This is a genomic window from Caulobacter sp. 05L422, from assembly GCF_056397765.1.
Map to the genome: position 1 here is coordinate 63,928 of NZ_JBFTOB010000011.1, position 20,915 is coordinate 84,842.

General features: G+C 68.9%; 21 protein-coding genes. 14 read left to right on the forward strand and 7 right to left on the reverse strand.

The annotated features are described in order from the left end of the window. Window positions 1-49: 49 nt before the first annotated feature. Together AC1DMQ_RS12040 and AC1DMQ_RS12045 are read left to right on the forward strand one after the other, a co-directional pair. Window positions 50-901: a glutamate racemase gene (locus tag AC1DMQ_RS12040; protein ID WP_477033800.1), complete on the forward strand. Its 852-nt coding sequence runs from the start codon at window positions 50-52 to the stop codon at window positions 899-901. 202 nt (window positions 902-1,103) lie between these two features. Then, the gene (locus AC1DMQ_RS12045; protein ID WP_477033801.1) at window positions 1,104-1,631 is read left to right on the forward strand and encodes an SRPBCC family protein; all 528 of its coding nucleotides are present in this window, start codon (window positions 1,104-1,106) and stop codon (window positions 1,629-1,631) included. Window positions 1,632-1,679: 48 nt separating this feature from the next. Here AC1DMQ_RS12045 and AC1DMQ_RS12050 read toward each other — a convergent pair whose 3' ends face one another. Then, window positions 1,680-3,359 carry a hypothetical protein gene (locus AC1DMQ_RS12050; RefSeq protein ID WP_477033802.1) on the reverse strand — a complete coding sequence of 560 codons (1,680 nt, stop codon included), beginning with the start codon at window positions 3,357-3,359 and terminating at the stop codon, window positions 1,680-1,682. Between the two features lie 300 nt (window positions 3,360-3,659). Here AC1DMQ_RS12050 and AC1DMQ_RS12055 point away from each other — a divergent pair, with 300 nt between their 5' ends. Beyond that, window positions 3,660-4,520 carry a bestrophin-like domain gene (locus AC1DMQ_RS12055; protein WP_477033803.1) on the forward strand — a complete coding sequence of 287 codons (861 nt, stop codon included), beginning with the start codon at window positions 3,660-3,662 and terminating at the stop codon, window positions 4,518-4,520. A 112-nt stretch (window positions 4,521-4,632) separates the two neighbouring features. Here the strand turns inward: AC1DMQ_RS12055 and AC1DMQ_RS12060 are convergent, their stop codons facing one another. The 3 genes from AC1DMQ_RS12060 to ahpC all read right to left on the reverse strand — a co-directional run bounded on the left by AC1DMQ_RS12060 (window position 4,633) and on the right by ahpC (window position 8,571). Further along, complete coding sequence (locus AC1DMQ_RS12060; protein ID WP_477033804.1) at window positions 4,633-6,015, reverse strand: intermediate filament-like cell shape determinant CreS; 1,383 nt, start codon at window positions 6,013-6,015, stop codon at window positions 4,633-4,635. A gap of 257 nt (window positions 6,016-6,272) precedes the next feature. Continuing rightward, on the reverse strand, window positions 6,273-7,862 hold the full coding sequence (ahpF, locus tag AC1DMQ_RS12065) for an alkyl hydroperoxide reductase subunit F (RefSeq protein ID WP_477033805.1): 1,590 nt from the start codon (window positions 7,860-7,862) through the stop codon (window positions 6,273-6,275). Window positions 7,863-8,007: 145 nt separating this feature from the next. Continuing rightward, window positions 8,008-8,571, reverse strand: coding sequence for an alkyl hydroperoxide reductase subunit C (gene ahpC / locus AC1DMQ_RS12070; protein WP_477033806.1), 564 nt, complete (start codon window positions 8,569-8,571; stop codon window positions 8,008-8,010). A gap of 181 nt (window positions 8,572-8,752) precedes the next feature. On the opposite strand from ahpC, the gene AC1DMQ_RS12075 reads away from it, so the two are divergent. The 10 genes from AC1DMQ_RS12075 (at window position 8,753) to AC1DMQ_RS12120 (ending at window position 17,765) form a co-directional block, all read left to right on the forward strand. Next, entirely contained in the window at window positions 8,753-9,679 is a 927-nt protein-coding gene (locus AC1DMQ_RS12075) for a hydrogen peroxide-inducible genes activator (protein WP_477033807.1), read from the forward strand. Between the two features lie 43 nt (window positions 9,680-9,722). Further along, window positions 9,723-10,715, forward strand: a complete 993-nt coding sequence (locus AC1DMQ_RS12080) for a TraB/GumN family protein (RefSeq protein ID WP_477033808.1) — start codon at window positions 9,723-9,725, stop codon at window positions 10,713-10,715. Window positions 10,716-10,869: 154 nt separating this feature from the next. Then, the gene (locus tag AC1DMQ_RS12085) at window positions 10,870-11,346 is read left to right on the forward strand and encodes a hypothetical protein (protein WP_477033809.1); all 477 of its coding nucleotides are present in this window, start codon (window positions 10,870-10,872) and stop codon (window positions 11,344-11,346) included. 39 nt (window positions 11,347-11,385) lie between these two features. Continuing rightward, entirely contained in the window at window positions 11,386-13,521 is a 2,136-nt protein-coding gene (locus AC1DMQ_RS12090) for a M10 family metallopeptidase C-terminal domain-containing protein (RefSeq protein ID WP_477033810.1), read from the forward strand. Window positions 13,522-13,593: 72 nt separating this feature from the next. Beyond that, window positions 13,594-13,986, forward strand: coding sequence for a VOC family protein (locus tag AC1DMQ_RS12095; protein WP_477033811.1), 393 nt, complete (start codon window positions 13,594-13,596; stop codon window positions 13,984-13,986). A 191-nt stretch (window positions 13,987-14,177) separates the two neighbouring features. Next, a complete protein-coding gene (gene ffh, locus AC1DMQ_RS12100; RefSeq protein WP_477033812.1) occupies window positions 14,178-15,713 on the forward strand; it encodes a signal recognition particle protein in 1,536 nt (511 codons plus the stop codon). A 24-nt stretch (window positions 15,714-15,737) separates the two neighbouring features. Further along, window positions 15,738-16,316: a 30S ribosomal protein S16 gene (rpsP, locus tag AC1DMQ_RS12105; protein WP_477033813.1), complete on the forward strand. Its 579-nt coding sequence runs from the start codon at window positions 15,738-15,740 to the stop codon at window positions 16,314-16,316. Between the two features lie 66 nt (window positions 16,317-16,382). Next, window positions 16,383-16,955: a ribosome maturation factor RimM gene (rimM, locus tag AC1DMQ_RS12110; protein WP_477033814.1), complete on the forward strand. Its 573-nt coding sequence runs from the start codon at window positions 16,383-16,385 to the stop codon at window positions 16,953-16,955. A gap of 61 nt (window positions 16,956-17,016) precedes the next feature. Continuing rightward, window positions 17,017-17,289: an ORF6N domain-containing protein gene (locus tag AC1DMQ_RS12115; RefSeq protein WP_477033815.1), complete on the forward strand. Its 273-nt coding sequence runs from the start codon at window positions 17,017-17,019 to the stop codon at window positions 17,287-17,289. Then, the gene (locus AC1DMQ_RS12120; protein ID WP_477033889.1) at window positions 17,220-17,765 is read left to right on the forward strand and encodes a hypothetical protein; all 546 of its coding nucleotides are present in this window, start codon (window positions 17,220-17,222) and stop codon (window positions 17,763-17,765) included. Before AC1DMQ_RS12115 ends, AC1DMQ_RS12120 begins: the two co-directional genes overlap by 70 nt. 1 nt (window position 17,766) lies before the next feature. Here AC1DMQ_RS12120 and AC1DMQ_RS12125 read toward each other — a convergent pair whose 3' ends face one another. Continuing rightward, complete coding sequence (locus AC1DMQ_RS12125) at window positions 17,767-18,621, reverse strand: acyl-CoA thioesterase (protein ID WP_477033816.1); 855 nt, start codon at window positions 18,619-18,621, stop codon at window positions 17,767-17,769. Between the two features lie 79 nt (window positions 18,622-18,700). On the opposite strand from AC1DMQ_RS12125, the gene AC1DMQ_RS12130 reads away from it, so the two are divergent. Beyond that, window positions 18,701-19,630 (forward strand): histone deacetylase family protein, encoded by a 930-nt coding sequence (locus AC1DMQ_RS12130; protein ID WP_477033817.1) that lies wholly within the window; start codon window positions 18,701-18,703, stop codon window positions 19,628-19,630. A 346-nt stretch (window positions 19,631-19,976) separates the two neighbouring features. On the opposite strand, the gene AC1DMQ_RS12135 is transcribed toward AC1DMQ_RS12130, so the two are convergent. Both AC1DMQ_RS12135 and AC1DMQ_RS12140 read right to left on the reverse strand, forming a co-directional pair. Continuing rightward, complete coding sequence (locus tag AC1DMQ_RS12135; protein WP_056443546.1) at window positions 19,977-20,396, reverse strand: PaaI family thioesterase; 420 nt, start codon at window positions 20,394-20,396, stop codon at window positions 19,977-19,979. Then, window positions 20,393-20,893: a PaaI family thioesterase gene (locus tag AC1DMQ_RS12140; RefSeq protein WP_477033818.1), complete on the reverse strand. Its 501-nt coding sequence runs from the start codon at window positions 20,891-20,893 to the stop codon at window positions 20,393-20,395. The genes AC1DMQ_RS12135 and AC1DMQ_RS12140 overlap by 4 nt, the downstream gene beginning before the upstream one ends. Window positions 20,894-20,915: the final 22 nt, after the last annotated feature.

A 20,915-nucleotide genomic window follows, 5' to 3' on the forward strand; every position in this document is an offset into this window, starting at 1 on the left:
TCAAGGCGCCCGCGTGGACGGCCGGGCGGCGGCGGGGTAAGCCAGATCCATGTCCATCGGCGTCTTCGACTCCGGCGTGGGCGGCCTCACGGTCCACCGCGCCCTCGTGAACCGTCTGCCCCAGGCGGACTTCACCTATCTGGCCGACCAGGCCAACGCGCCCTACGGCGGGCGGCCGGGCGAGGAGGTCGTCGACCTGACCCGGGCCGGCTGCGAGCGCCTGTTCGACACCGGCGCCAGCCTGGTGGTCCTGGCCTGCAACACCGCCTCGGCCATCGCCCTGCGCCGCCTGCAGCAGACCTGGCTGCCGGGTTACCGCAAGGCCCTGGGCCGGCCGATCAACATCCTGGGCATCATCGTGCCGACCATCGAGGCGGCCACCGGCCTGCCCTGGGAGCACGAGGCCGAGCGGCGCGGCGACAAGGTCGAGCAGTTGGACGTGCTGGGCGTGTTCTCGACCCAGGGCACGACCAGTTCGCGCGTCTACGAGATCGAGATCGACAAGCGCAAGCAGGACATCGCGGTGTTCTCGCAAGCCTGCCCCGACCTGGTGCCGATGATCGAGGCCGACGCCGGGGCCGTGGACCTGGCCAAGGCGGTCGAGGGCTATGTCCAGGCGCTGAAGACCCGCATCGGCCGCTATCCGGACCGCGCCGTGCTGGGCTGCACCCACTACGAGATCATCGCCGACATCTTCCGCGCCGCCCTGCCGGCCGGCACGCCGGTCATCCACCAGCCGGCCTCGACGGCCGACGCCCTGGAGCTGTACCTGCAGCGCCATCCGGAGTTCGACCCGGGGACGGGCGGCTCGCGCAAGTTCCTGACCACCGGCGCGCCGGGGCCGCAGAACGGGCTGGTGGAGAGCTTCTGGGGCGGGCCGTTGAGGTTCGAGGCGGCTTAGAGCTGGCGTTTGAGCGGCTAACACTTGCCCCCTACGGGTCGCTTCGCGACCGTCTTCCCCCACAGGGGGAAGAGGGCGCGGCGCGGGAGCCTCCGCCCCTATGGGGGCGGACAGGCGGCGAAGCCGCCAGGTGGGGGCAAGTGGCGGCTTGACGCGAAGACCGCAGGCGGCACCCTTCTTCCAACCGGGAGGGCCCCACCCCATGAAACACCTGCTGATCGCCGCCACGCTCGCCCTGGCCGCCACCACCGCCCGCGCCGAGGTCGTCGACGCCCAGCCGGGCGGCTTCGAAGTCAAGCGCACGGCCGTGCTGAACGCGCCGGCCGACAAGGTCTACGCCGCCCTCGCCCAGCCCTCGCAGTGGTGGAGCAAGGACCACACCTGGTCGGGCTCGTCGGCCAACCTGTCGCTGGCCCCGATGAGCGGCGGCTGTTTCTGCGAGAAGCTGCCGAACGGCGGCTCGGTGATGCACATGACCGTGGTCTACGCCCAGCCCGGCCAGGGGCTGCGGCTGTTCGGCGCCTTGGGGCCGCTGCAGATGTCCGGCGCGACCGGCCACCTGGGCTGGACCCTGTCGGAGACCAACGGCAAGACCACCCTGACCCAGACCTACGACGTCGGCGGCTACATGAAGGGCGGTCTCGACAAGATCGCGCCGGGCGTCGACCACGTGCTGAGCGAGCAGTTCGACCGCCTGACGGCCTATGTCGAAACGGGCAAGGCGCCCTAGCCGGCGACCGTCATCCCGACGCAAGGCCCGGGATGACAGCGGCTGGAGCTACTTCTCGTAGCTGGCCTTCTGGCTGAGCAGCCAGGAGAAGTCGGCGGTCAGCTGGCCCGACTGGTTCCCCTTGCCGGTCTTGGGATCGTACGAGGTCCAGACCCCGGCCGACGAGTGGCAGCCCATGCAGCTTTCCGTCTGGAAGGTCAGGGTGTTGATCCCCGGCGGCACCGGCTTGCCCTGGTTGTTGAGCACCGAGTTCCAGACCGGCGGCTGGGCGGCGCCCGAGGCGGGGCAGTCCTGGCCGCTGGGCAGTTCCTCGCCGTTGCACGCCACCTGGTTGCCCTTCTGGAAGTAGGTTTCCATGGTGACGTTGGTCAGGAACACCGGGGTGGGATTCCCGCCCGGCTTGTTGCCGATGGCGTTCGGCAGGCCGCCGTTCCACGGGGCCGGTCCCGCCGTCGGGTCGGTCGGCCACTGAGTGTCGATCAGCTGGTAGTACTGCCAGACCGAGCCCTGGGCCTTCAGGGCCGCCTGGGCCTGGCGGTTCAGGGCGACCTTGTCGCCGGGGATCGGGATGCCGCGCCAGGCCTGGGTCGGGATGCGCGGATAGACGCCCTTCACCTTCTGCGGCAGCTGGTTGACGGCGCACATCGGGCAGTTGGGATCGACGAACGACGGGTTCAGCTTGGGGTGGGCCACCGCGTCGACGTCCAGATTGTCGACCTGCTCGAAGGTGGACCAGATCCATTGCGGCGAGGTCGTGGACTTGTGGCCGATATGCATGCCGACCAGGCCGACCGTCACCTTGCGCTCCAGCTGCTTGCCGTCCGGCCCCTGGTCGATGACCACCGCCGGGCTGGTGTGGAAGCGGCTGAAATCGTCCTTGCCGGGCTTCAGGATCCGCCAGGCGAACTTCAGCTCGAACGACCCGCTCCAGTCCTTGCCGGGCGTGCCCAGCGGCATGGCCACCTTGTTGCCGGCCTTGGAGAAGGCGACCTGGCCGTTGATGTTGTACAGGCTGTTTTCGCAGAGATAGCCGACCTCGTTGGGGTCGATCATGATCTCGTAATAAACGAACTCGCCGTTCTGATCGAGCATCGGGCCCGAGAACGCCTGGTTGATGTCGTCGCCCAGATTGGCGGCGTTCAGCTCGCCCACCGCCGACAGCACGCCCAGGAACCGGGTCGCGCGCGGATCGGCGTTGGCGACGGCCTGGGCCGAGAACGGCGCCAGTCCCTTGCTGACCGGCTTGCCCAGGTCGCCCCGGAACAGGGTCAGGGTCCGGGCCTTGGGCGACACGCCGCAGGCGGCCGGCTTGGCGCCGTCGGTCTGGAAGATCGAGCTGGAATTGTGCCACAGCGTCCAGTGCGGCGCGCCGAACCGGGTGTCGGTCAGCTTGGGCGCGGCCACGCCCTGGCTGTTGGTGGGCCAGTTCAGCGCCAGGAACATCTGCCAGGAATAGAGGTCGAACTCGCGCTGGACCTCGGAGAACTTCTGGGCCTTTTCCAGCTGGGTCTTCAGCGCGATGTCGACGTCGCCCGGCATCTGCGGCGTCAACTTCGGCGCGAAGTTGGGGAAGGCGGCCAGATAGGCCGGCTTGGGCGGCGGCGCCGCGTTGAGGCCCTGGGCGACGAACAGGCCGCCCCCGCCCGCCAGGCACACCATCACGGCGGCCAGCGCCCGCCAGCCGCTCTTCCGTCCCGTTCCCGAGCCTTTTGGTCCTGAGCTTTTCATCACGCCCTCCGCCCTTTTGGCCGGGTCCGCGCAAGGCTGCGCCATGCGTCATGGGCCCGAGCTTCGCCACAGGCTGATCACCCGAAGGGTGAGTCGTCAATATATAAACGTTATGGTAGATGAGCCCGGTCTTCAGGAGCCGTCGAAAATCCGGGGGAAGAACCAGCCGCGCCAGGGTTTCGCCCCATGGCGGAGCCGGACGTCGAGTCGAAAGATCGGCGCGAGATTTCGATCCCCCGGGAGGTCCAGGATGGCTAGCGGACTCTATGTCGCCCCGGCCGGCCGTCAGGCCTCCGCGCGATGAACGGCGCCTTCGCCAACTGGTTGGAGACCACGCCGTCCTGGTTGATCGGCCTGGTCCTGCTGGCGACCATGTTCGGGGCGTCGCTGTTCGGCGAATGGCTGCAGCGGCGCACCGCCAAGCCAAAACGCGAAGGCGGGGACGAGGGCGACGGCGGCAAGGAAGGCTACATCGTCTCGGCCACCCTGGGCCTGCTGGCCCTGCTGATGGGCTTCACCTTCTCGCTGGCCGTCGACCGCTTCGAGGCGCGGCGGATGCTGGTGCTTGAGGAGGCCAACGCCATCGGCACCACCTATCTGCGCACCCAGATGCTGGAACCCGTCGACCGCGCCCGCATCAGCCAGATGCTGGTGGACTATACCGACAACCGCCTCCTCCTGGCCAAGGCGCCGCCCGACCAGGTCCAGCCGCTGCTGGCCAAGAACGACCAGATGTTGACCGACCTGTGGACCGCCACGCTCGCGGCCTGGCCCTCGATCAAGCATCTGGATTTCTCCAGTTCGTACCTGGAGACCATGAACAACATGATCGACCTGGACTCCGCGCGGAAAGCCGCCCGGCTGGCCCGGGTGCCCAGCACGGTGTTCTTCGTGCTGTTCGTCTACGTGGTCACGTCGGCCGGGGTGCTGGGCTATGCCGGGGCGAACAAGGAAGGGCGCGGCGCGACCGCGTTCCTGTTCCTGCTGCTGGCGATCTCGCTGCTGCTGACGCTGGACATCGATCGGCCCCGGACCGGCCGGGTCACCGAAAGCCAGGCGCCGATGGAGCGGCTGAGGGACACGCTGCGCAGCCAGCCGCCCGAGGTGTTCGACCGGATGTCGGCCGAGAAGGCCGCTCCGGCTCCCGCGGCCACGCCCTAGGGCATTCTCAAGGGAAGCGGCTTCCGGTTCGCGTGAAGAAACACGCGGGACAAACAACTAGGGCCCCGACCTGATGAGGTCGGGGCCCTAGGCGAAGCGGCGGGCGCGAAGTTTAGCCGGCGGCCTGGACGTCGTCGCTGGTGGCGCCCAGCAGGGCCATCTGCAGGCGCGAGCGGTCGCGGCGGGCCGATTCCAGGGCGCCTTCGGCCAGGGCGGCCTCCGAGCGGATCCGTTCGATCTCGGTCTGCATCTCGGCGACCTTGTCGTCGTGAGCGCGGCGGGTCTCGTCTTCCGAAGCCTGGAGAGCCTCGAAGCGGGTGCGCAGTTGGGCGGCGCGTTCCTCGGCGCGCTTGAGCGCCTTCTCGTGGGCCACGACGGTCTTGGCCAGTTGGTCGGCGCGCTCGATCGCGGCGGCGCGGGCGGTGTCGACGCCGGCGTGGCGGCCGCGCAGGTCCTCGACCTCGTCCTCCAGATTGCGGACCCGTTCCAGGGCGCGTTCCAGGGCGACGTTGAGATCGCCGGCCCGGCGTTCGACGGCCTGCTGCTGGGCGCTGCTCTCGTTGAGGCGGGCCGAGATCTGGCCGTTCATTTCCTCGAGCTTGTCGGCGCGGCCGGTCGCGGTCTCCAGGCGGGTCTGCAGGGCCAGAACCTCGGCGCGGCCCGACTCGACCTGGGCTTCCAGGCCGCGGATCGTGCGGGCGCTGTCGGCCTGGACGGTGGTCAGGGCGTTGTCGGCGGCCAGCAGGCGGGCGCGCTCGGCGGCGACCTGGGCTTCCAGTTCGGTCTCGATGCGCGACAGGCGGGCGACGTCGGCGCCGGCTTGTTCAAGGCGCTTCTTCAGGGTGCCCAGCTCTTCGACCTGCAGGGCCGATTGCTGCTTGGCGGCGGCCAGGGCGGCCTCGGACTCGCCGCGGCGGGTGTCGATGTCCTGGGTCTGGACGCGCAGGGTCTCGACGTCCTGGGTCAGGTGCTCGGCGCGGGCGGTGGCGTCGCGCAGCGAGGCCTCCAGGCCGCCGACCTTCAGCTCGGACTGCTGCAGGCCGTTGCGCAGGCGGTCGATCTCCAGGGCGCCGTCCTCGAGGGCGACGTCCAGCGATTGGCGACGCGCGTCGGATTCGGTAAGGGCGGCGTCGGCGGTCGCCAGCTTGGCGGACAGCTCGCGTTCCTCGGCCTGGGCGTGGGTCAGTTGGCGGGCGGCCTGTTCGAAGGCGGCGCGCAGGGCGATCAGTTCGGCGTGCTCGGCGCGGCGGGCCTCGAACTCTTCGGCGACCGGGCCGCGGATCTCGGAGAGCAGCGGCTCGATGGCCCGCAGGTGCTCGACCACGCGGCTGATGCTGTCCAGCCCGCCGTGGATGGTCTCATAGCGGACGCCGATGGCCTGGGTGGCCTCGACCAGACGGTCGCTGTCCCCCTCGGGACGATCGTTCTCGGCGGCAAGCATCACGGGTTTGACGCCGCCCTTGGTGTTGCGATCGCCCTTCGACAGCAGCCTCATCTTGCCCATCCCCTACGATTCCCGGGACGACGCCCATCGCGCCGATTCGGCCGTGCCGACCCGTAGAATCATTTGCCCATTCGTTAACAAGATAGCCCGCCCCCGAGATTGCTGTCGAGGTCAAGATCGCGCGTTCGGCGAGAGGCGCATTGACGCATAGCCAGAAACACGAAAGCCGCCGAAACCGCCCAGAAAGGCGGTCGCGGCGGCTTCATGAAAGTCCGATCGGGGACGTTTCGCCCCCTGTCGGTCGCGCCCTAGGCGGCCTCTTGCTCGGCGGGAACGTCCGGCTCCAGGCGGATCATGTAGTCGAAGGCCGACAGGGCCGCCTTCGAGCCCTCGCCCATGGCGATGATGATCTGCTTGTACGGCGTGGTCGTCGCGTCGCCGGCGGCGAACACGCCGGGCAGCGAGGTCTCGCCGCGATGGTCGACCTCGATCTCGCCGCGCGGGGTCAGGGCCACGCCCGCGTCCTTCAGCCATTCGGTGTTGGGCACCAGGCCGATCTGAACGAACACGCCTTCCAGGTCGACGGTGTGGACCTGGTCGTGGTTGCGGTCCTTGTAGGTCAGGCCGGTGACCTTGTTCCCGTCGCCCAGCACCTCGGTGGTCATGGCCGAGGTGACGATGCGCACGTTGGGCAGGCTGGCCAGCCTGCGCTGCAGGACGGCGTCGGCGCGCAGCTGGCTGTCGAACTCGATCAGGGTCACGTGGGCGACCAGGCCCGCCAGGTCGATGGCCGCCTCGACGCCGCTGTTGCCGCCGCCGATCACCGCCACGCGCTTGCCCTTGAACAGCGGGCCGTCGCAGTGCGGGCAGTAGGCCACGCCCTTGTTCTTGTACTCGGCCTCGCCGGGCACGTTGATGTTCCGCCAGCGGGCGCCGGTGGCCAGGATCACGCTGCGCGAGGTCAGGCTGGCGCCGTTCTCGAGCTTGATCTCGATCAGGCCGCCCGGCGTCTTGGCCGGGACCAGGCCCACCGCCTTCTGCAGGTTCATGATGTCGACGTCGTAGTCCTTGACGTGCTGCTCCAGCGCCGAGGCCAGCTTGGGGCCTTCGGTGTGCGACACCGAGATGAAGTTCTCGATGGCCAGGGTGTCCAGCACCTGACCGCCGAAGCGCTCGGCCGCCACGCCGGTGCGGATGCCCTTGCGGGCGGCGTAGATCGCCGCGGCGGCCCCAGCGGGGCCCCCACCGACAACAAGAACGTCGAAGGCGTCTTTGGCCTTGATCTTCTCGGCTTCACGCGCCACGGCGCCGGTGTCCAGCTTGGCGAGGATCTGTTCCAGGCTCATGCGGCCCTGGCCGAACGGCTGGCCGTTCAGCAGGATGGTCGGCACGGCCATGACTTGGCGTTCCTCCACTTCTTGCTGGAAGAGCGCGCCGTCGATGGCGACGTGGGTGATGTTGGGGTTCAGGGCGGCCATGGTGTTCAGCGCCTGGACCACGTCCGGGCAGTTCTGGCAGCTCTGCGAGAAATAGGTCTCGAACCGGAACTCGCCTTCCAGGGCGCGGACCTGGTCCAGGACCTCGGCGTCGAACTTCGGCGGGTGGCCGCCGACGTGCAGCAGGGCCAGCACCAGCGAGGTGAACTCGTGGCCGAGCGGCAGGCCGGCGAAGCGGACGTCGGCGCTTCCATCCGCCCGGGTGATCGCGAAGGACGGCTTGCGGGCGTCGTCGCCGGCCAGGTTCAGGCTGACCTTGTCGGAGGTCTCGGCCACGGACTCGAGCAGCGCGCGCATGTCCTTGGAGCCCTGGCCCTCGCCGAGCGAGGCGACCAGCTCGATCGGCTGGCGCAGGTTCTGCAGATAGGCTTTCAGCTGGGTCTTCAGACCATCGTCCAACATGGCGGGCTCCGACTGTAGGCGCGCGGGGAGGGACGCGACGCCGGATTCTTGGAAACTGGAGGGGTGTCGCCGCCGGCTCCGTGGGCTGACGGAACCGGCGGACGACGCCTGTCGGGCCCGAAGGCGCGACAGGCTGTAGGCGTGCTTAGATCTTGCCGACCAGGTCGAGCGACGGGGCCAGGGTCTTTTCACCCTCTTCCCACTTGGCCGGGCAGACTTCGCCCGGGTGCGACGCGACGTACTGGGCGGCCTTGATCTTGCGCAGCAGTTCGATGGCGTTGCGGCCGATGCCTTCGGCGGTCACTTCGACGAACTGGATCACGCCTTGCGGGTCGATCAGGAAGGTCCCGCGGTCGGCCAGGCCCACGCCTTCGCGCATGACGCCGAAGTTGTTGGTGATCGCGCCCGACGGGTCGCCGACCATGACGTACTGGATCTTGCCGATGGCGGGCGAGGTGTCGTGCCAGGCCTTGTGCGAGAAGTGGGTGTCGGTCGACACCGCGTAGATCTCGACGCCCAGGCGTTGGAACGTGGCGTAGTTATCGGCCAGGTCTTCCAGCTCCGTCGGGCAGACGAAGGTGAAGTCGGCCGGGTAGAAGAACACGACGGACCACTTGCCCTTCAGGTCGGCGTCGCTGACCTCGACGAACTTGCCGCCCTTGTAGGCCTGGGCGGTGAAGGGTTTGATCTGGGTGTTGATCAAGGACATGAAGTTCTCCTGCAGGAATTGCAAAGGCCTTGTACGCAAGGGAAATCGATAGGACCAATCGATTGTTTCATGCTCGCCGATAGGGTCGCTCTATGCGCCGATTCTGCTGACCTTCGCGGGTGCAGCAAAGATATCGTCAATTGTCTTTTGATTTCCGATAGATCGCCCCTATCTTGCAGACATGCTCCCCACCCTGCGCCAGCTGCAATATCTGAAGCTCCTGTCCGAGCACGGCTCGTTCAGCCGGGCGGCCGAGGCCTGCCACGTCACCCAGCCGACCCTGTCGGCCGGGATCCAGGAGCTGGAGAAGATCCTGGGCGCCCCGGTCGTCGACCGGGCCCGCTCGGGCGTGATCCTGACCGCGGCCGGTCAGGAAGCGGTGCGCCGGGCCGAGGCGATCCTGGCCCAGGCCGAGGATCTGGTGCAGGCGGCGCGCGGCGCGGGCCAGCCGCTGGCCGGTCGGTTCCGCCTGGGCGTGATCCCCACCGTCGCCCCCTATCTGCTGCCGCGCGCCCTGCCGGCCCTGCGCGACCAGTTCCCCAAGCTGAAGCTGTACCTGCGCGAGGACCTGACCCATCGGCTGATCGCCGCCCTGAAGTCCGGCGCCCTGGACGCCGCCCTGATCGCCCTGCCCTACGACATGACCGGCCTGGACTGGGCTCACGTCGAGGATGACGAACTGTTGGCCGCCGCCCCGGCCAACCACCGCATGGCCGCCTTCGATCGGGTCGATCCCGACAGCCTGCGCGGCGACGACATGATCCTGCTGGAGGACGGCCACTGCCTGCGCGACCACGCCCTGGCCGCCTGCGGGCTGGAGCCGCCGCGCGGCGTCCCCGGCGACGAGGAAAGCTTCGCGGCCACCTCCCTGCCCACCCTGGTGCAGATGATCGGCTCGGGTCTGGGCGTGTCGTTCCTGCCGTCGATGGCGGTGGCCGCCGGCCTGGTCCAGAACGCGCCGGTCACCATCCGGCCCCTGAACTCCGACCATTCCAGCCGCGAGATCGTCGTGGCTTGGCGGGCGGGCTCCAGCCGGGGCGCCGAGGGCCGGCTGCTGGCCCAGACCCTGCGCGACCTGCCGCCCGCCGCGCTTTCGCCACGGCACTAGAGTACCTATCCTCTAGCCACGCTTTGAGGAGACGAGGACGGTCATGGTTCGACGCATATCGGCGCTGATCGGCGGCGCGGCCCTCGCCTTCACCACCCTGGTCCTCCCGGCGTCGGCCCAGACCCCGCCGCCCAAGACCGTCGAGCTGCTTCCCCAGGATCCCGGCAGCGCCGTGGTCGAGGAGCTGTTGGTGGTCGCCCGGCCGCCCGGCCCGGCCCTGTGGCTGGTCGAGAAGGGCGGCGCCAAGCTCTATGTGGTCGGCTCCGCCCCGCCCCTGCCGCACCAGCTGAAGTGGGACAGCCCGCGCCTGAACCGCGCCATGGACGAGGCCAGCCTGGTGCTGGTGCCGCCCGAGGCGTCGGTCGGGCCCCTGCAGATCACCAAGTTCTTCCTGACCGGGGGCGGCGGCGTGCGCCAGCCGTTCGGCAAGAAGCTGGAGAACCGCCTGCCGCCAGACGTTCTGGCCCGGTTCGTCAACGCCCGCGAGCAGGCCCAGCGCACGGCCGTGCCCTACAAGGACTGGAAGCCGGCGGTGGCGGGCTTCATCCTGCTGTCGGACTTCCGCCAGGCGGCGGGCCTGTCCGAGGCCAAGCCGGTCAGCACCATCGAGCGCATGGCCAAGGCCAAGGGCGTCAAGGTCAAGGCGATGAGCCAGTATCGCCTGGGCCCCATCCTCTCCAGCGCCGGCAAGCTGTCGGACGACGCCAACCTGGCCTGCCTGCGCGACGCCCTGTCCGAGATCGACTACGAGGCGGCCCACGCCACCACCGTCGGGACCGACTGGGCCAACGGCGATCTGGGCAGCGTGCGGTCGCGCTATTCGACCTCGGCGGCCCAGCGCTGCGTGATGCGCGCGCCTGGCGGTCCGGGCCTGTTGGCCCAGCAGATCGGCCAGTCGGCCGACGCCCTGAACGAGGCCCTGAACCGCCCCGGCGTGACCATCGCCGTCGTCGACCTGGCCTTCCTGCTGCCGGCCAACGGCGTGCTCGACCGCCTGAAGGCCTCGGGCGCGACCATCACCTCGCCCGCCAGCTAGACGCGCGACCGAAGCTTGAGCACACCTCAAGATATGTAAGCTTCACAATACACGTTACGCTTGCATAACGCTGATTTCCTCGCAAAGGTGATGGGGTCGATGACGCCCCATACCGAACGGCTGCGGGAAATCCATGTCGCCATTCCGACAATTCATGGCATGGGCCTGCGCCCTTACCCCGATCTGGGCCATGATTTGCGGCGGGCCGGCGGCAGCCTCGACCCCGGTCCTGGCCTGGGACGGCGCCAAGCGCCTGGGCGTCCAGTGCCTGGTCGATCCCGACCGGCTGCCTGACCGCCGCCGGCTGCAGGCCGCCCTCTGCGACCGCGTCAGGACCCTGGCCGCCGACAAGGCGCCGATCCCGGTCGTCCTGCTGGCGCCCGGCGATCCCGGCCTGATCGCCGCCGACACCGCCGTCCTGCTGTTCCACGGCAATGTTCAGTCCGGCGACGGCAAGGGCGGATCGCTGCTGGTCTTCAGCCTGCGCGTCTTCCGCGCCACGGCGGCGCCGTCCGAGCTGTTCGGCGCCGCGCCGCGCGCCACGGCCCCGCCCCCTGGCCCCCAGTTCGACGCGGCCGTGAACGCCGCCCTCGCCGAGACCCTGCCGTGGCGCTCACGGCCGGCCCCCTGACCCAACGAGCCCCCTGACCTCAAGAAACGGGAAGAACCGATGCGCCTCCACGACGAAAGCCTGGACCAGGACCTCCATCGCGAAACCAGCTTCCCGGTGTTCAACGGGCCGACCGACGCGGTCGCCCCCGCCCTGGACGTCTCGGTCCAGCCGGTCGACGCCTCGGTGGACGGCCAGGGCGGCACGATCCGCGACAAGCCGGTGTTCACGATCGAGCAGGTGATCGAGCAACTCAATCGCGGCGGGGCCGGCTGGACCCCGGGCAATATCGACCACGCCGTGCCGCGCGACGGCGACGTCAGCGTGCTCAACTTCGGCTTCCACACCGCCGACAGCATGTTCGCCGAGCCCTACGTCTATGAAGAGGACGGCGTGCTCTACGGACGTAACGAGTATTTCGGCTTCGCGCCGTTCACCGAGGCCCAGAAGGCCGCCGCGCGCGAGGCCATGGCCAGCTGGGACGACCTGATCGCCCCGACCCTGGTGGAAAGCGCCCCCGAGGTCGCCGACATCACCTTCGCCAACTACACCAACCGGCCCGGCACCCAGGCCTATGCCTACCTGCCGTACGACTACACGCCCGACAACGCCGACCTGATCGCCGGCGACGTCTGGATCAGCGCCAACCAGCCCAGCAACTTCCAGCTGGACGAAGGCCTCTACGGCATCCACACCCTGGCCCACGAGAGCGGCCACGCCCTGGGCCTGCAGCACCCCGGCGACTACAACGCCGCTCCCGGCGTCAGCATCACCTACCCGGCCAACGCCGAATATTATCAGGACAGCCGCGCCTACAGCATCATGTCCTACTTCGCCGCCGCCGAGACCGGGGCGCGGCACTTCGACTTCAACATCTCGACCACGGTCTACGCCGCGACCCCGCTGGTGCACGACATCGCCGCCATCCAGGCGATCTACGGCGCCGACATGACCACGCGGACGGGCAATACGACCTACGGCTTCAACAGCAACGCCGGGCGCGATTCCTACGACTTCACCAAGACCCCGGCCCCGATCATGGCCATCTGGGACGCCGGCGGGATCGACACCCTGGACGCCTCCGGCTACGCGACCGACCAGATCATCGACCTGACCCCGGGCTCGCTCAGCAGCATCGGCGGCGTGACCTTCGAGACCGCCCCGTCGTTCGAGCAGGTCAACGCCAACCGGGCGGCGGCGGGCTACGCCCCCGTGGCCCAGGCGACCTACAATTCGAACATGGCCGCGCTGGCCGCCAACCCCGTGGTCGGCCGGCTGACCGACAATGTCGGCATCGCCTACGGCGCGACGATCGAGAACGGGGTGGGAGGCAGCGGCTCGGACCGGCTGATCGGCAACACCGCGGCCAACACCCTGACCGGCAACGCCGGCAACGACACGCTGGAGGGCCGCGACGGCGCCGACATCCTTCTCGGCGGCCTGGGCAACGACATCCTCGACGGCGGCCTGGGCGTCGACAAGATGACCGGCGGGGCCGGCGACGACCGCTATGTGGTCGACAGCTGGCGCGACACGGTGACCGAGCTGGCCAGCGGCGGGAGCGACACCGTCTGGAGTTCGATCAGCTACAGCCTGGGCTCCAACCTGGAGAACCTGCGCCTGACCGGCGACGCCAATCTCGGCACGGGCAACAGCCTGGCCAACGTCATCGAGGGCAACGACGCCATCAACCTGCTGAGCGGCGAGGCCGGGAACGACAGCCTGTTCGGGGCGGGCGGCAAGGACATCCTGCTGGGCGGCGCGGGCAATGACCGGCTGAACGGCGGCGGCGATTTCGACATCCTGGTCGGCGGCTCGGGCAACGACGTCTTCGTCTTCGACAGCGCCGCCTTCGACGACAACGACCTGTCGATCGACTTCATCAGCGACTACGCCCGCGGCGACCTGTTCGACTTCAGCGCCCTGGACGCCAACAGCACGCTGGACGGCGACCAGGCCTTCTCCCTGGTCTCCCACCTCACCGCCACCGGAGCGGGCCAGATCATGGTCAGCAGCTACGCCAGCATCTTCTCGGCGATCGGCGCCCTGGGCGGCGTCGACGTCGGGGTGTTCGGACTGGCGGGGCTGTTCGAGCGCGCCTCGGTCATCTGGGGCGACCTGGACGGCGACGCCGAGTCGGACTTCGCCCTGCTGGTCTCGGGCGGCGGCCTGTCGACCACCGGCTGGCTGCTCTGATCTACCGGCCTTGCCTCCGGGACGGGCGGTGAATACCTCGGACGGGACCGCTTCCCGTCCGAGGACTTCGTCATGCGCCTGCTCGGCATCGACCACGTGGTGATCCGCGCCCGCGACCCGGTCGCCATGGAGCGGTTCTATGTCGAGGTGCTGGGCTGCGCGGTCGAGCGACGGCAGGACGCCATCGGCCTGGTGCAGCTGCGGGCCGGCGCCCAGCTGATCGACCTGGTCGACGTCGCCGGGCGCCTGGGCCGAATGGGCGGCGCCGCGCCGGGCGCGGGCGGCCACAACATGGACCACCTGTGCCTGCGGGTGATCGACTTCGACGTCGATGGGGTCCGCGCCCACCTGGAAGCCCACGGCGTGGCGATCGGCGACATCGGCGAACGCTACGGCTCGACCGGCGAGGCGACCTCGCTCTATCTGTCGGACCCCGAGGGCAATGGGCTGGAACTGAGAGGCTGAGCGTTTTGACTCTCCTCCCTCTTTCGTGCATAAGCGCGCGCTTCCGGCGCTTCATCAGCAGCGCCTCCACCGTCACGACCCCGGCCTGCTAGCGCAGGATCCATCCGGACGAGGACGGCGAGGACCCCCATCGACGTGATCGTCCATGGGGGCTGATCGCGTTTGGATGTTGTCTTAAGCCAGGGTTCCGCATGTTCGACGGCCTTACAGAGCGACTTTCAGGGGTCTTCGACCGCCTCGGCGGTCGCGGCGTGCTGTCCGAGAAGGACGTCGACGAAGCGCTGCGCGAAGTCCGCGTCGCCCTGCTGGAAGCCGACGTCGCCCTGCCGGTGGTCAAGGACTTCATCAGCAAGGCCAAGGAAGCCGCTTCTGGCGAAGCGGTGATCCGCTCCGTGAAACCGGCCGACCAAGTGGTCAAGATCGTCTATGACGGTCTGGTCGACATGCTGGGCGGCGAGGTCCCCACCGGCCTGAACCTGGCCCTGAACCCGCCGTCGGTGATCCTGATGGCCGGCCTGCAGGGCTCGGGCAAGACCACCACCACCGGCAAGCTGGCCCTGCGGCTGAACAAGATCGAGCGCAAGAAGGTGCTGGTCGCCTCGCTCGACACCCGTCGCCCGGCCGCCATGGAACAGCTGGCCATGCTGGCCAAGCAGGTCGAGGTCGAGAGCCTGCCGATCGTCGCGGGCCAGAGCGCCGCCGACATCGCCAAGCGCGCCCTGCTGGCCGCCAAGCTGGGCGGCTACGACGTCCTGATCCTCGACACCGCCGGCCGCACCACGCTGGACGAGGCGATGATGAGCGAGGCGGCGGAAATCGCCCGCATCGCCAACCCGACCGAGACCATCCTGGTCGCCGACAGCCTGACCGGCCAGGACGCCGTGCGTACGGCGAAAGCCTTCCACGAGCGCCTGCCGCTGACCGGCCTGATCCTGACCCGCGCAGACGGCGACGGCCGCGGCGGCGCGGCGCTGTCGATGCGCCACGTCACCGGCCTGCCGATCAAGTTCCTGGGCGCCGGCGAGAAGATCGACGCGCTGGACGTGTTCGACGCCCGCCGCGTCGCCGGCCGCATTCTGGGCCAGGGCGACGTCGTCGCCCTGGTCGAGAAGGCCGCCCAAGACCTCGACGTGGCCGAAGCCGAGCGCATGGCCAAGAAGCTGGCCAAGGGCCAGTTCGACCTGAACGACCTGGCCGCCCAGCTGGGCCAGATGCAGAAGATGGGCGGCATGCAGGGCATCATGGGCCTGCTGCCGGGCGTCCAGAAGGTCAAGAAGCAGATCGCCGAGAGCGGCATCGACGACAGCATCTTCCGCCGCCAACAAGCGATCATCGGCTCGATGACCAAGCTGGAACGCAAGAAGCCCGACGTCCTGGCCGCCTCGCGCAAGCGCCGGATCGCGGCCGGGGCCGGCGTCGACGTCGCCGAGGTCAACCGCCTGCTCAAGCAGCACCGCCAGATGGCCGACATGTTCAAGGCCATGAGCAAGGACGGCGGCAAGGGCATGGCCCGCATGGCCCAGATGATGGGCGGCGGCGACATGTCCCGGCTCAAGGCCATGGGCGGCGGCAAGGCGGCCGCGCCCGATCAGAATTCCGCGGGGGGCCTTGCCGGCCCTCCGGGGCTCCCCGGTCTTCCGGGATCCGGGGGCGGCGGCGACGCCAAGCCCAACCTCCTCTCCGGTCTGGGCGGCCTGCCCCCCGGTTTCAACCCGTTCAAGAAATAGAACTCAGAACCAAGGACTACCGATATGCTGAAGATCCGTCTCGCCCGTGGCGGCGCCAAGAAGCGCCCCTACTACTCGATCGTCGTCGCCGACAGCCACTCGCCCCGCGACGGCCGCTTCATCGAGAAGGTCGGCACCTACAACCCGCTGCTCAAGAAGGACGACGCCGCGCGCGTGACCCTGAAGGTCGAGTCGATCCAAGCCTGGCTCGCCAAGGGCGCCCAGCCGACCGACCGCGTCGCCCGCTTCCTGGCCGCCCAAGGCCTGGTCCAATGGACCCACGGCAACAACCCCGAGAAGGCCAAGCCGGGCAAGAAGGCCCAGGAACGTGACGCCGAGCGCACCCAGCGCGACGCCGACCGCGCCGCCGCCGAAGCCCAGGCCAAGGAAGACGCCAAGGCCGCCGCTGAAGCCGCCAAGATCGCCGCCGCCGAAGCCGCTGCTGAAGCCGCCGCCGCTCCGGCTCCGGAACCGGAAGTCGTCGCCGAAGAAGCTCCGGCCGTCGAAGCCGCTGCTGAAGAAGCTCCGGCCGCCGAAGAGGCCCCGGCCGCTGAAGCCGCCGCTGAAGAAGCCCCGGCTTCGGAAGAAACCACCGAAGGCTAAGGCCTTCGGAAGCGCCGCCGCCGGGCTCCCGCCTGGCGGCGGCGTTTTCTTTTGCGCGATACGCTCATGACCCAGTCGTCCCCGCAGAACCTGATCCTGGTCGGCCGCGTCGCCGGCGGCTTCGGCGTGCGCGGCGAGGTGCGGATCGCGACCTTCACCGAAGACCCGCTGACCCTGACCAGGTTCAAGGTGCTGATGCGCCAGGACGGCTCGACCGCCCTGACCCTGACCACCGCCCGCGTGGCCAAGGAGGGCGTCGTCGCCCGCTGCGTCGGGATCGAGACCAAGGAAGCCGCCGACGCCCTGCGCGGCCTGCGGCTCTACGTCCCCCGCTCGAGCCTGCCCGAGCCGGACGAGGACGAGTTCTACCTGGCCGACCTGATCGGCCTGACCGTGCGCCACGCGGCCACCAACGACCTGATCGGCAAGATCAAGAGCGTCCAGAACTTCGGCGCCGACGACCTGCTGGAGATCACCCCGGCCCTGGGCGGCCAGACCTGGTACCTGCCCTTCACCCGCGCCGCCGTGCCCGAGGTGAAGATCGCCGAGGGCCTGGTCCTGGCCGATCCCCCGGCGATGGTGGGTGAGCCGGAAGGTCCGATCGAGGACGAAGGCGACGCCGAGCGTCACTACGACTGAGGATTGACATTCAAGTCCGCCGAGTTCCTACTTTGTTCTCATAGTAGTTCGGTCGCGTCGCATGTCGTCAACCGCCCCTATCCGCTTCACGCCGGCCCGAATCCATCAGGTTCGCGGAGAGAACGTCGTGCTCGACGAAGCCATCGCCGCGCTTTTCAGCGTCGAGACCCGGCGGCTGAACGAGCAGGTGCGCCGCAACGCCGGGCGCTTCGAGGGCTGCGTTCCAGCTGACCCACGAGGAGACCGCCAACTTGATATCGCAAAATGCGACATCAAGTTGGGGCGCCCTGGGTCTTCACCGAACACGGCGTGGTCATGGCCGCCACGGTCCTGAAGTCCGATCCGGCGATCGCGGCGATGAAGCTGGTTGTCGAAACCTTCGTCGCCGCGCGCGTTCGACCGCCCGTCCTGACGAACGGCGAACTGGCGTCGCGCGCGCCCAAGGGCGGCTTGATCCCAAGGCTGACCGACGCGATCGCCGCCGTCCTCGACTCCGTGGTCGATCAGCACAGCCGCGCGACCGTACGCGACGAGGCCCAGGACCTGCTGAACCGCTCGATCGAGCATCTGAAGGACCGCCTCTCCCGCGCCGGCCTCGAGAACGAGGCCCTGGCCGCGCGCGCGACGAAGCTTCTCGCGGAAGCCGAAGCCAGCAAGGCCACCGCCGCCAAGACCCAAGCCGAGGCCGGCGAGATCGAGTTGCGGCTGCTGGCCCGCAAGCTTCAGCTGGTGATCGAGGCCGAGCGCGCGATGACCAGCGGCGACCTGGACCGGTTCATCGGCGTGCTGGAGCGGCTCGGCGCCGCCTAGCCTACTTCCGCACCCGCATCAGGCATTCCTGGGCCACCGAGGCCACCAGCTTGCCGTCGCGGGTGAACATCTGGCCGCGCACCAGGCCGCGGCCCTGCGAGGCCGACGGACTGTCCTGCGAGAACAGGATCCAGTCGTTGAAATCGAACGGATGGTGGAACCACATGGCGTGGTCAAGGCTGGCGGCCTGCAGGCCGGGCGTTGTCCAGATCAGGCCATGCGGGCGCAGGGCGCTCTCCATGAAGGCCATGTCCGAGGCGTAGGCCAGCGCGCATTGCTGCAGGCGGACGTCGTCGCCCAGCGGCGCCTTGGCCCGCATCCAGACTTCCTTGGTCGACGACTTGGGCGTCGGCTTGGTCGGGTGCTGCGGATCCACCCAGCGCAGGTCGATCGGGCGCGGATGCTCGGCCATCTTGACGAACTTGGGATGCACCTCGTCGCCCAGCGACCGCAGGTACTCCGCGTCGGTCGGCAGGGTCTCGGGATCCAGACTCGATGGCATCGGCGCCTGGTGCTCCAGCCCCGCCTCCGGGGTCTGGAACGAGCAGGCCAGGTTGAAGATCTGCTCGCCGTGCTGGATGGCCGCCACCCGCCGGGTGGTGAAGGTGCCGCCGTCGCGCGCCCGCTCGACCTCGTAGAGCACTGGGGCGTTCACGTCGCCGGGCCGGATGAAATAGGCGTGCAGCGAGTGGCAGATGCGGTCGGGCACGGTCTTGTAGGCCGCGGTCAGGGCCTGGGCGATGACCAGGCCGCCGAAGATCCGGGGGAAGCCGTCATTGGGGCTGACGCCCCGGAACAGGTTCACCTCGATCGGCTCGAGGGTCAGGATTTCGGCGAGGTTCTCGGGCGTGCGCATGGCGGTTGGTTAGGCGCGTGAGGCGGGCGGGGCAAGTCGTGACCTTGCGTCAGGCCCTTGGGTTTCCCATCGTTGCGTCATGGCCACGCCTTTTCTCCCCGTCGTACCGCCCATCATCCACCACCCCGCCTTCCGCGCCGAGATGCCGGCCGGCCACCGCTTCCCGATGGACAAGTTCTCGCGACTGGCGGCCGTGCTGGAGGCCGAGGGCGTGGCGGGACCGGCCGGCTTCGTCCTTCCCGAGCCGATCGACCTGGACAGCCTGCTGCTGGTCCATGACGAGGCCTATGTGCGCGGGGTGATCGACCTGACCCTGCCGGCCGACGTGGCGCGGCGGGTCGGCCTGCCCAACACCGAGTCGGTGGCGCGGCGGGCCCAGGCGGCGGTCGGTGGCACTCTGGTGGCGGCCCGCCTGGCGCTGGAGCACGGGATCGCCTGCAACACCGCCGGCGGCAGCCATCACGCCCAGGCCGACACGGGCGCGGGCTTCTGCGTGTTCAACGACGTGGCGGTGGCGGCGCGGCGGCTGCTGGCGGAGGGCAAGGTCGGCCAGGTCCTGGTCGTGGATCTCGACGTCCACCAGGGCGACGGCACGGCGCGGATCTTCGAAGGCGATCCCAGCGTCTTCACCTTCTCGATGCACGCCGAGAAGAACTTCCCGGCCCGCAAGGCGGTCAGCGACCTGGACGTCGACCTGCCCGACGGCACGGGCGACGAGGCTTATTTGGAAGCGCTGTCCGGCATCTTGCCGGATCTCTTGGCCCGGACGGCGCCGGACCTGGTGTTCTTCAACGCCGGGGTCGATCCGCACGCGGACGACAAGCTGGGGCGTCTGTCCCTGAGCGACGAGGGGCTCGCGCGACGCGAGGCGTTCGTCCTGGGCTCATGTCTGGAAAGGGGGATCCCGGTGACCGGGGTGATCGGCGGCGGATACGACGCCGACATCGATCGATTGGCGCATCGTCACGCCCTTCTCCACCGGGCGGCCCGAGAGGCCCTGGGGGCCTGAAGGGTCGCGCTTCCGGTGGAGCTACGCGGCGATCACTTAGAAGCTCGGGGCGATGGAGCCGATGATCACGACGAGGGGCAGCATGGCCAGGACGATGGTGGCGAAACCCGAGAAGGCGTTGTTCGAGAAGGACATTGTCTTAGTTCCCTGTTGGTCCGGCGCGCCGTCCGCGTCCGGTGATCAGGGGTATAGGCCAGCGGGATGGTGAACACCCGTTACCTTTGCTTCATGAAGCGTTTTTAAGAAACGTTGACGCTGATAATCGGCATTACAGAGGTGTAATGTTGTCGATCCATATCGTTGCAGTGGAAACTTTTACCTTCAAGACCAATGTTCGACGTGCGGATCAGTCCTCCGCCGAGGTCAACAGGAAATGACCGCGCAGGGCCGCGATCGGCGCGGCGCGCTGCTCCTGCCAGGCCTCGACGTGGACGTTGGCGATCCGCCGGCCGACCTTCTTGATCTGGGCGCGGGCGAAGGTGGTCAGGGGGCGGCCGGTGCGCAGGTACTCGATCGAGACGTCGATGGTCCGCGGCTGGCGCTTCAGCGGCTCGGCCACCGACAGCTGGGCCAGGGCGGTCATCTCCATGAAGGCCCCCAGCACGCCGCCATGGATGGCCGGCAGCATCGGATTGCCGACGATGTGGTCGGAGAACGGCAGGATGGCGGTCATCTCGTCGCCGGCCAGCTCGGCGCGCATGCCGATGAACTTGGCGTAGGGGATCGAGCCGAGCACGGCGATCAGGCGGGTGTCGGCGTCGCTCATGCGGCGTCTCCCTTGCTGGCGCGCGGCGGCTTGAAGTTGGCGCCCGGCTTCTTGCCGGCGCTGGAGTCGAGCATGAAGGCGGCCTGGGCGGCGGCGACCGGGTCGTCGGGATCGTCCTCGTAGGCCACGGAGCGCACGAAGGCGACCGAGCGGGTGACCTTGTAGCAGTGGGCGCGGGCCAGCACGTCCCGGCCCGGCTGGGCGGGCCGCATATAGTCGATGCGCAGGTCCAGGGTGGCGATCGAGGTCCATTCGCTGAGCGCGGCGTGCACCGCCTGGCCGCTGGCGTGGTCGAGCAGGGTGGTCACCACCCCGCCGGCGATCACCCCCGTCTCGGGATCGCCGACGATCTCGGGACGGTACGGGACCTTGAGGATGGCGACCGCCTCGCCGATCTCCAGCGTCTGGAAGCCGAGGGCCCTGGCCTGGGGGCTGCCCTCGTTCATGGTGTTGGCGATCAGGCGATGCTGTTCGCCGGCGCTAAGATCCGTGCTCATGGGATAGGTTTATAGCCGCGCG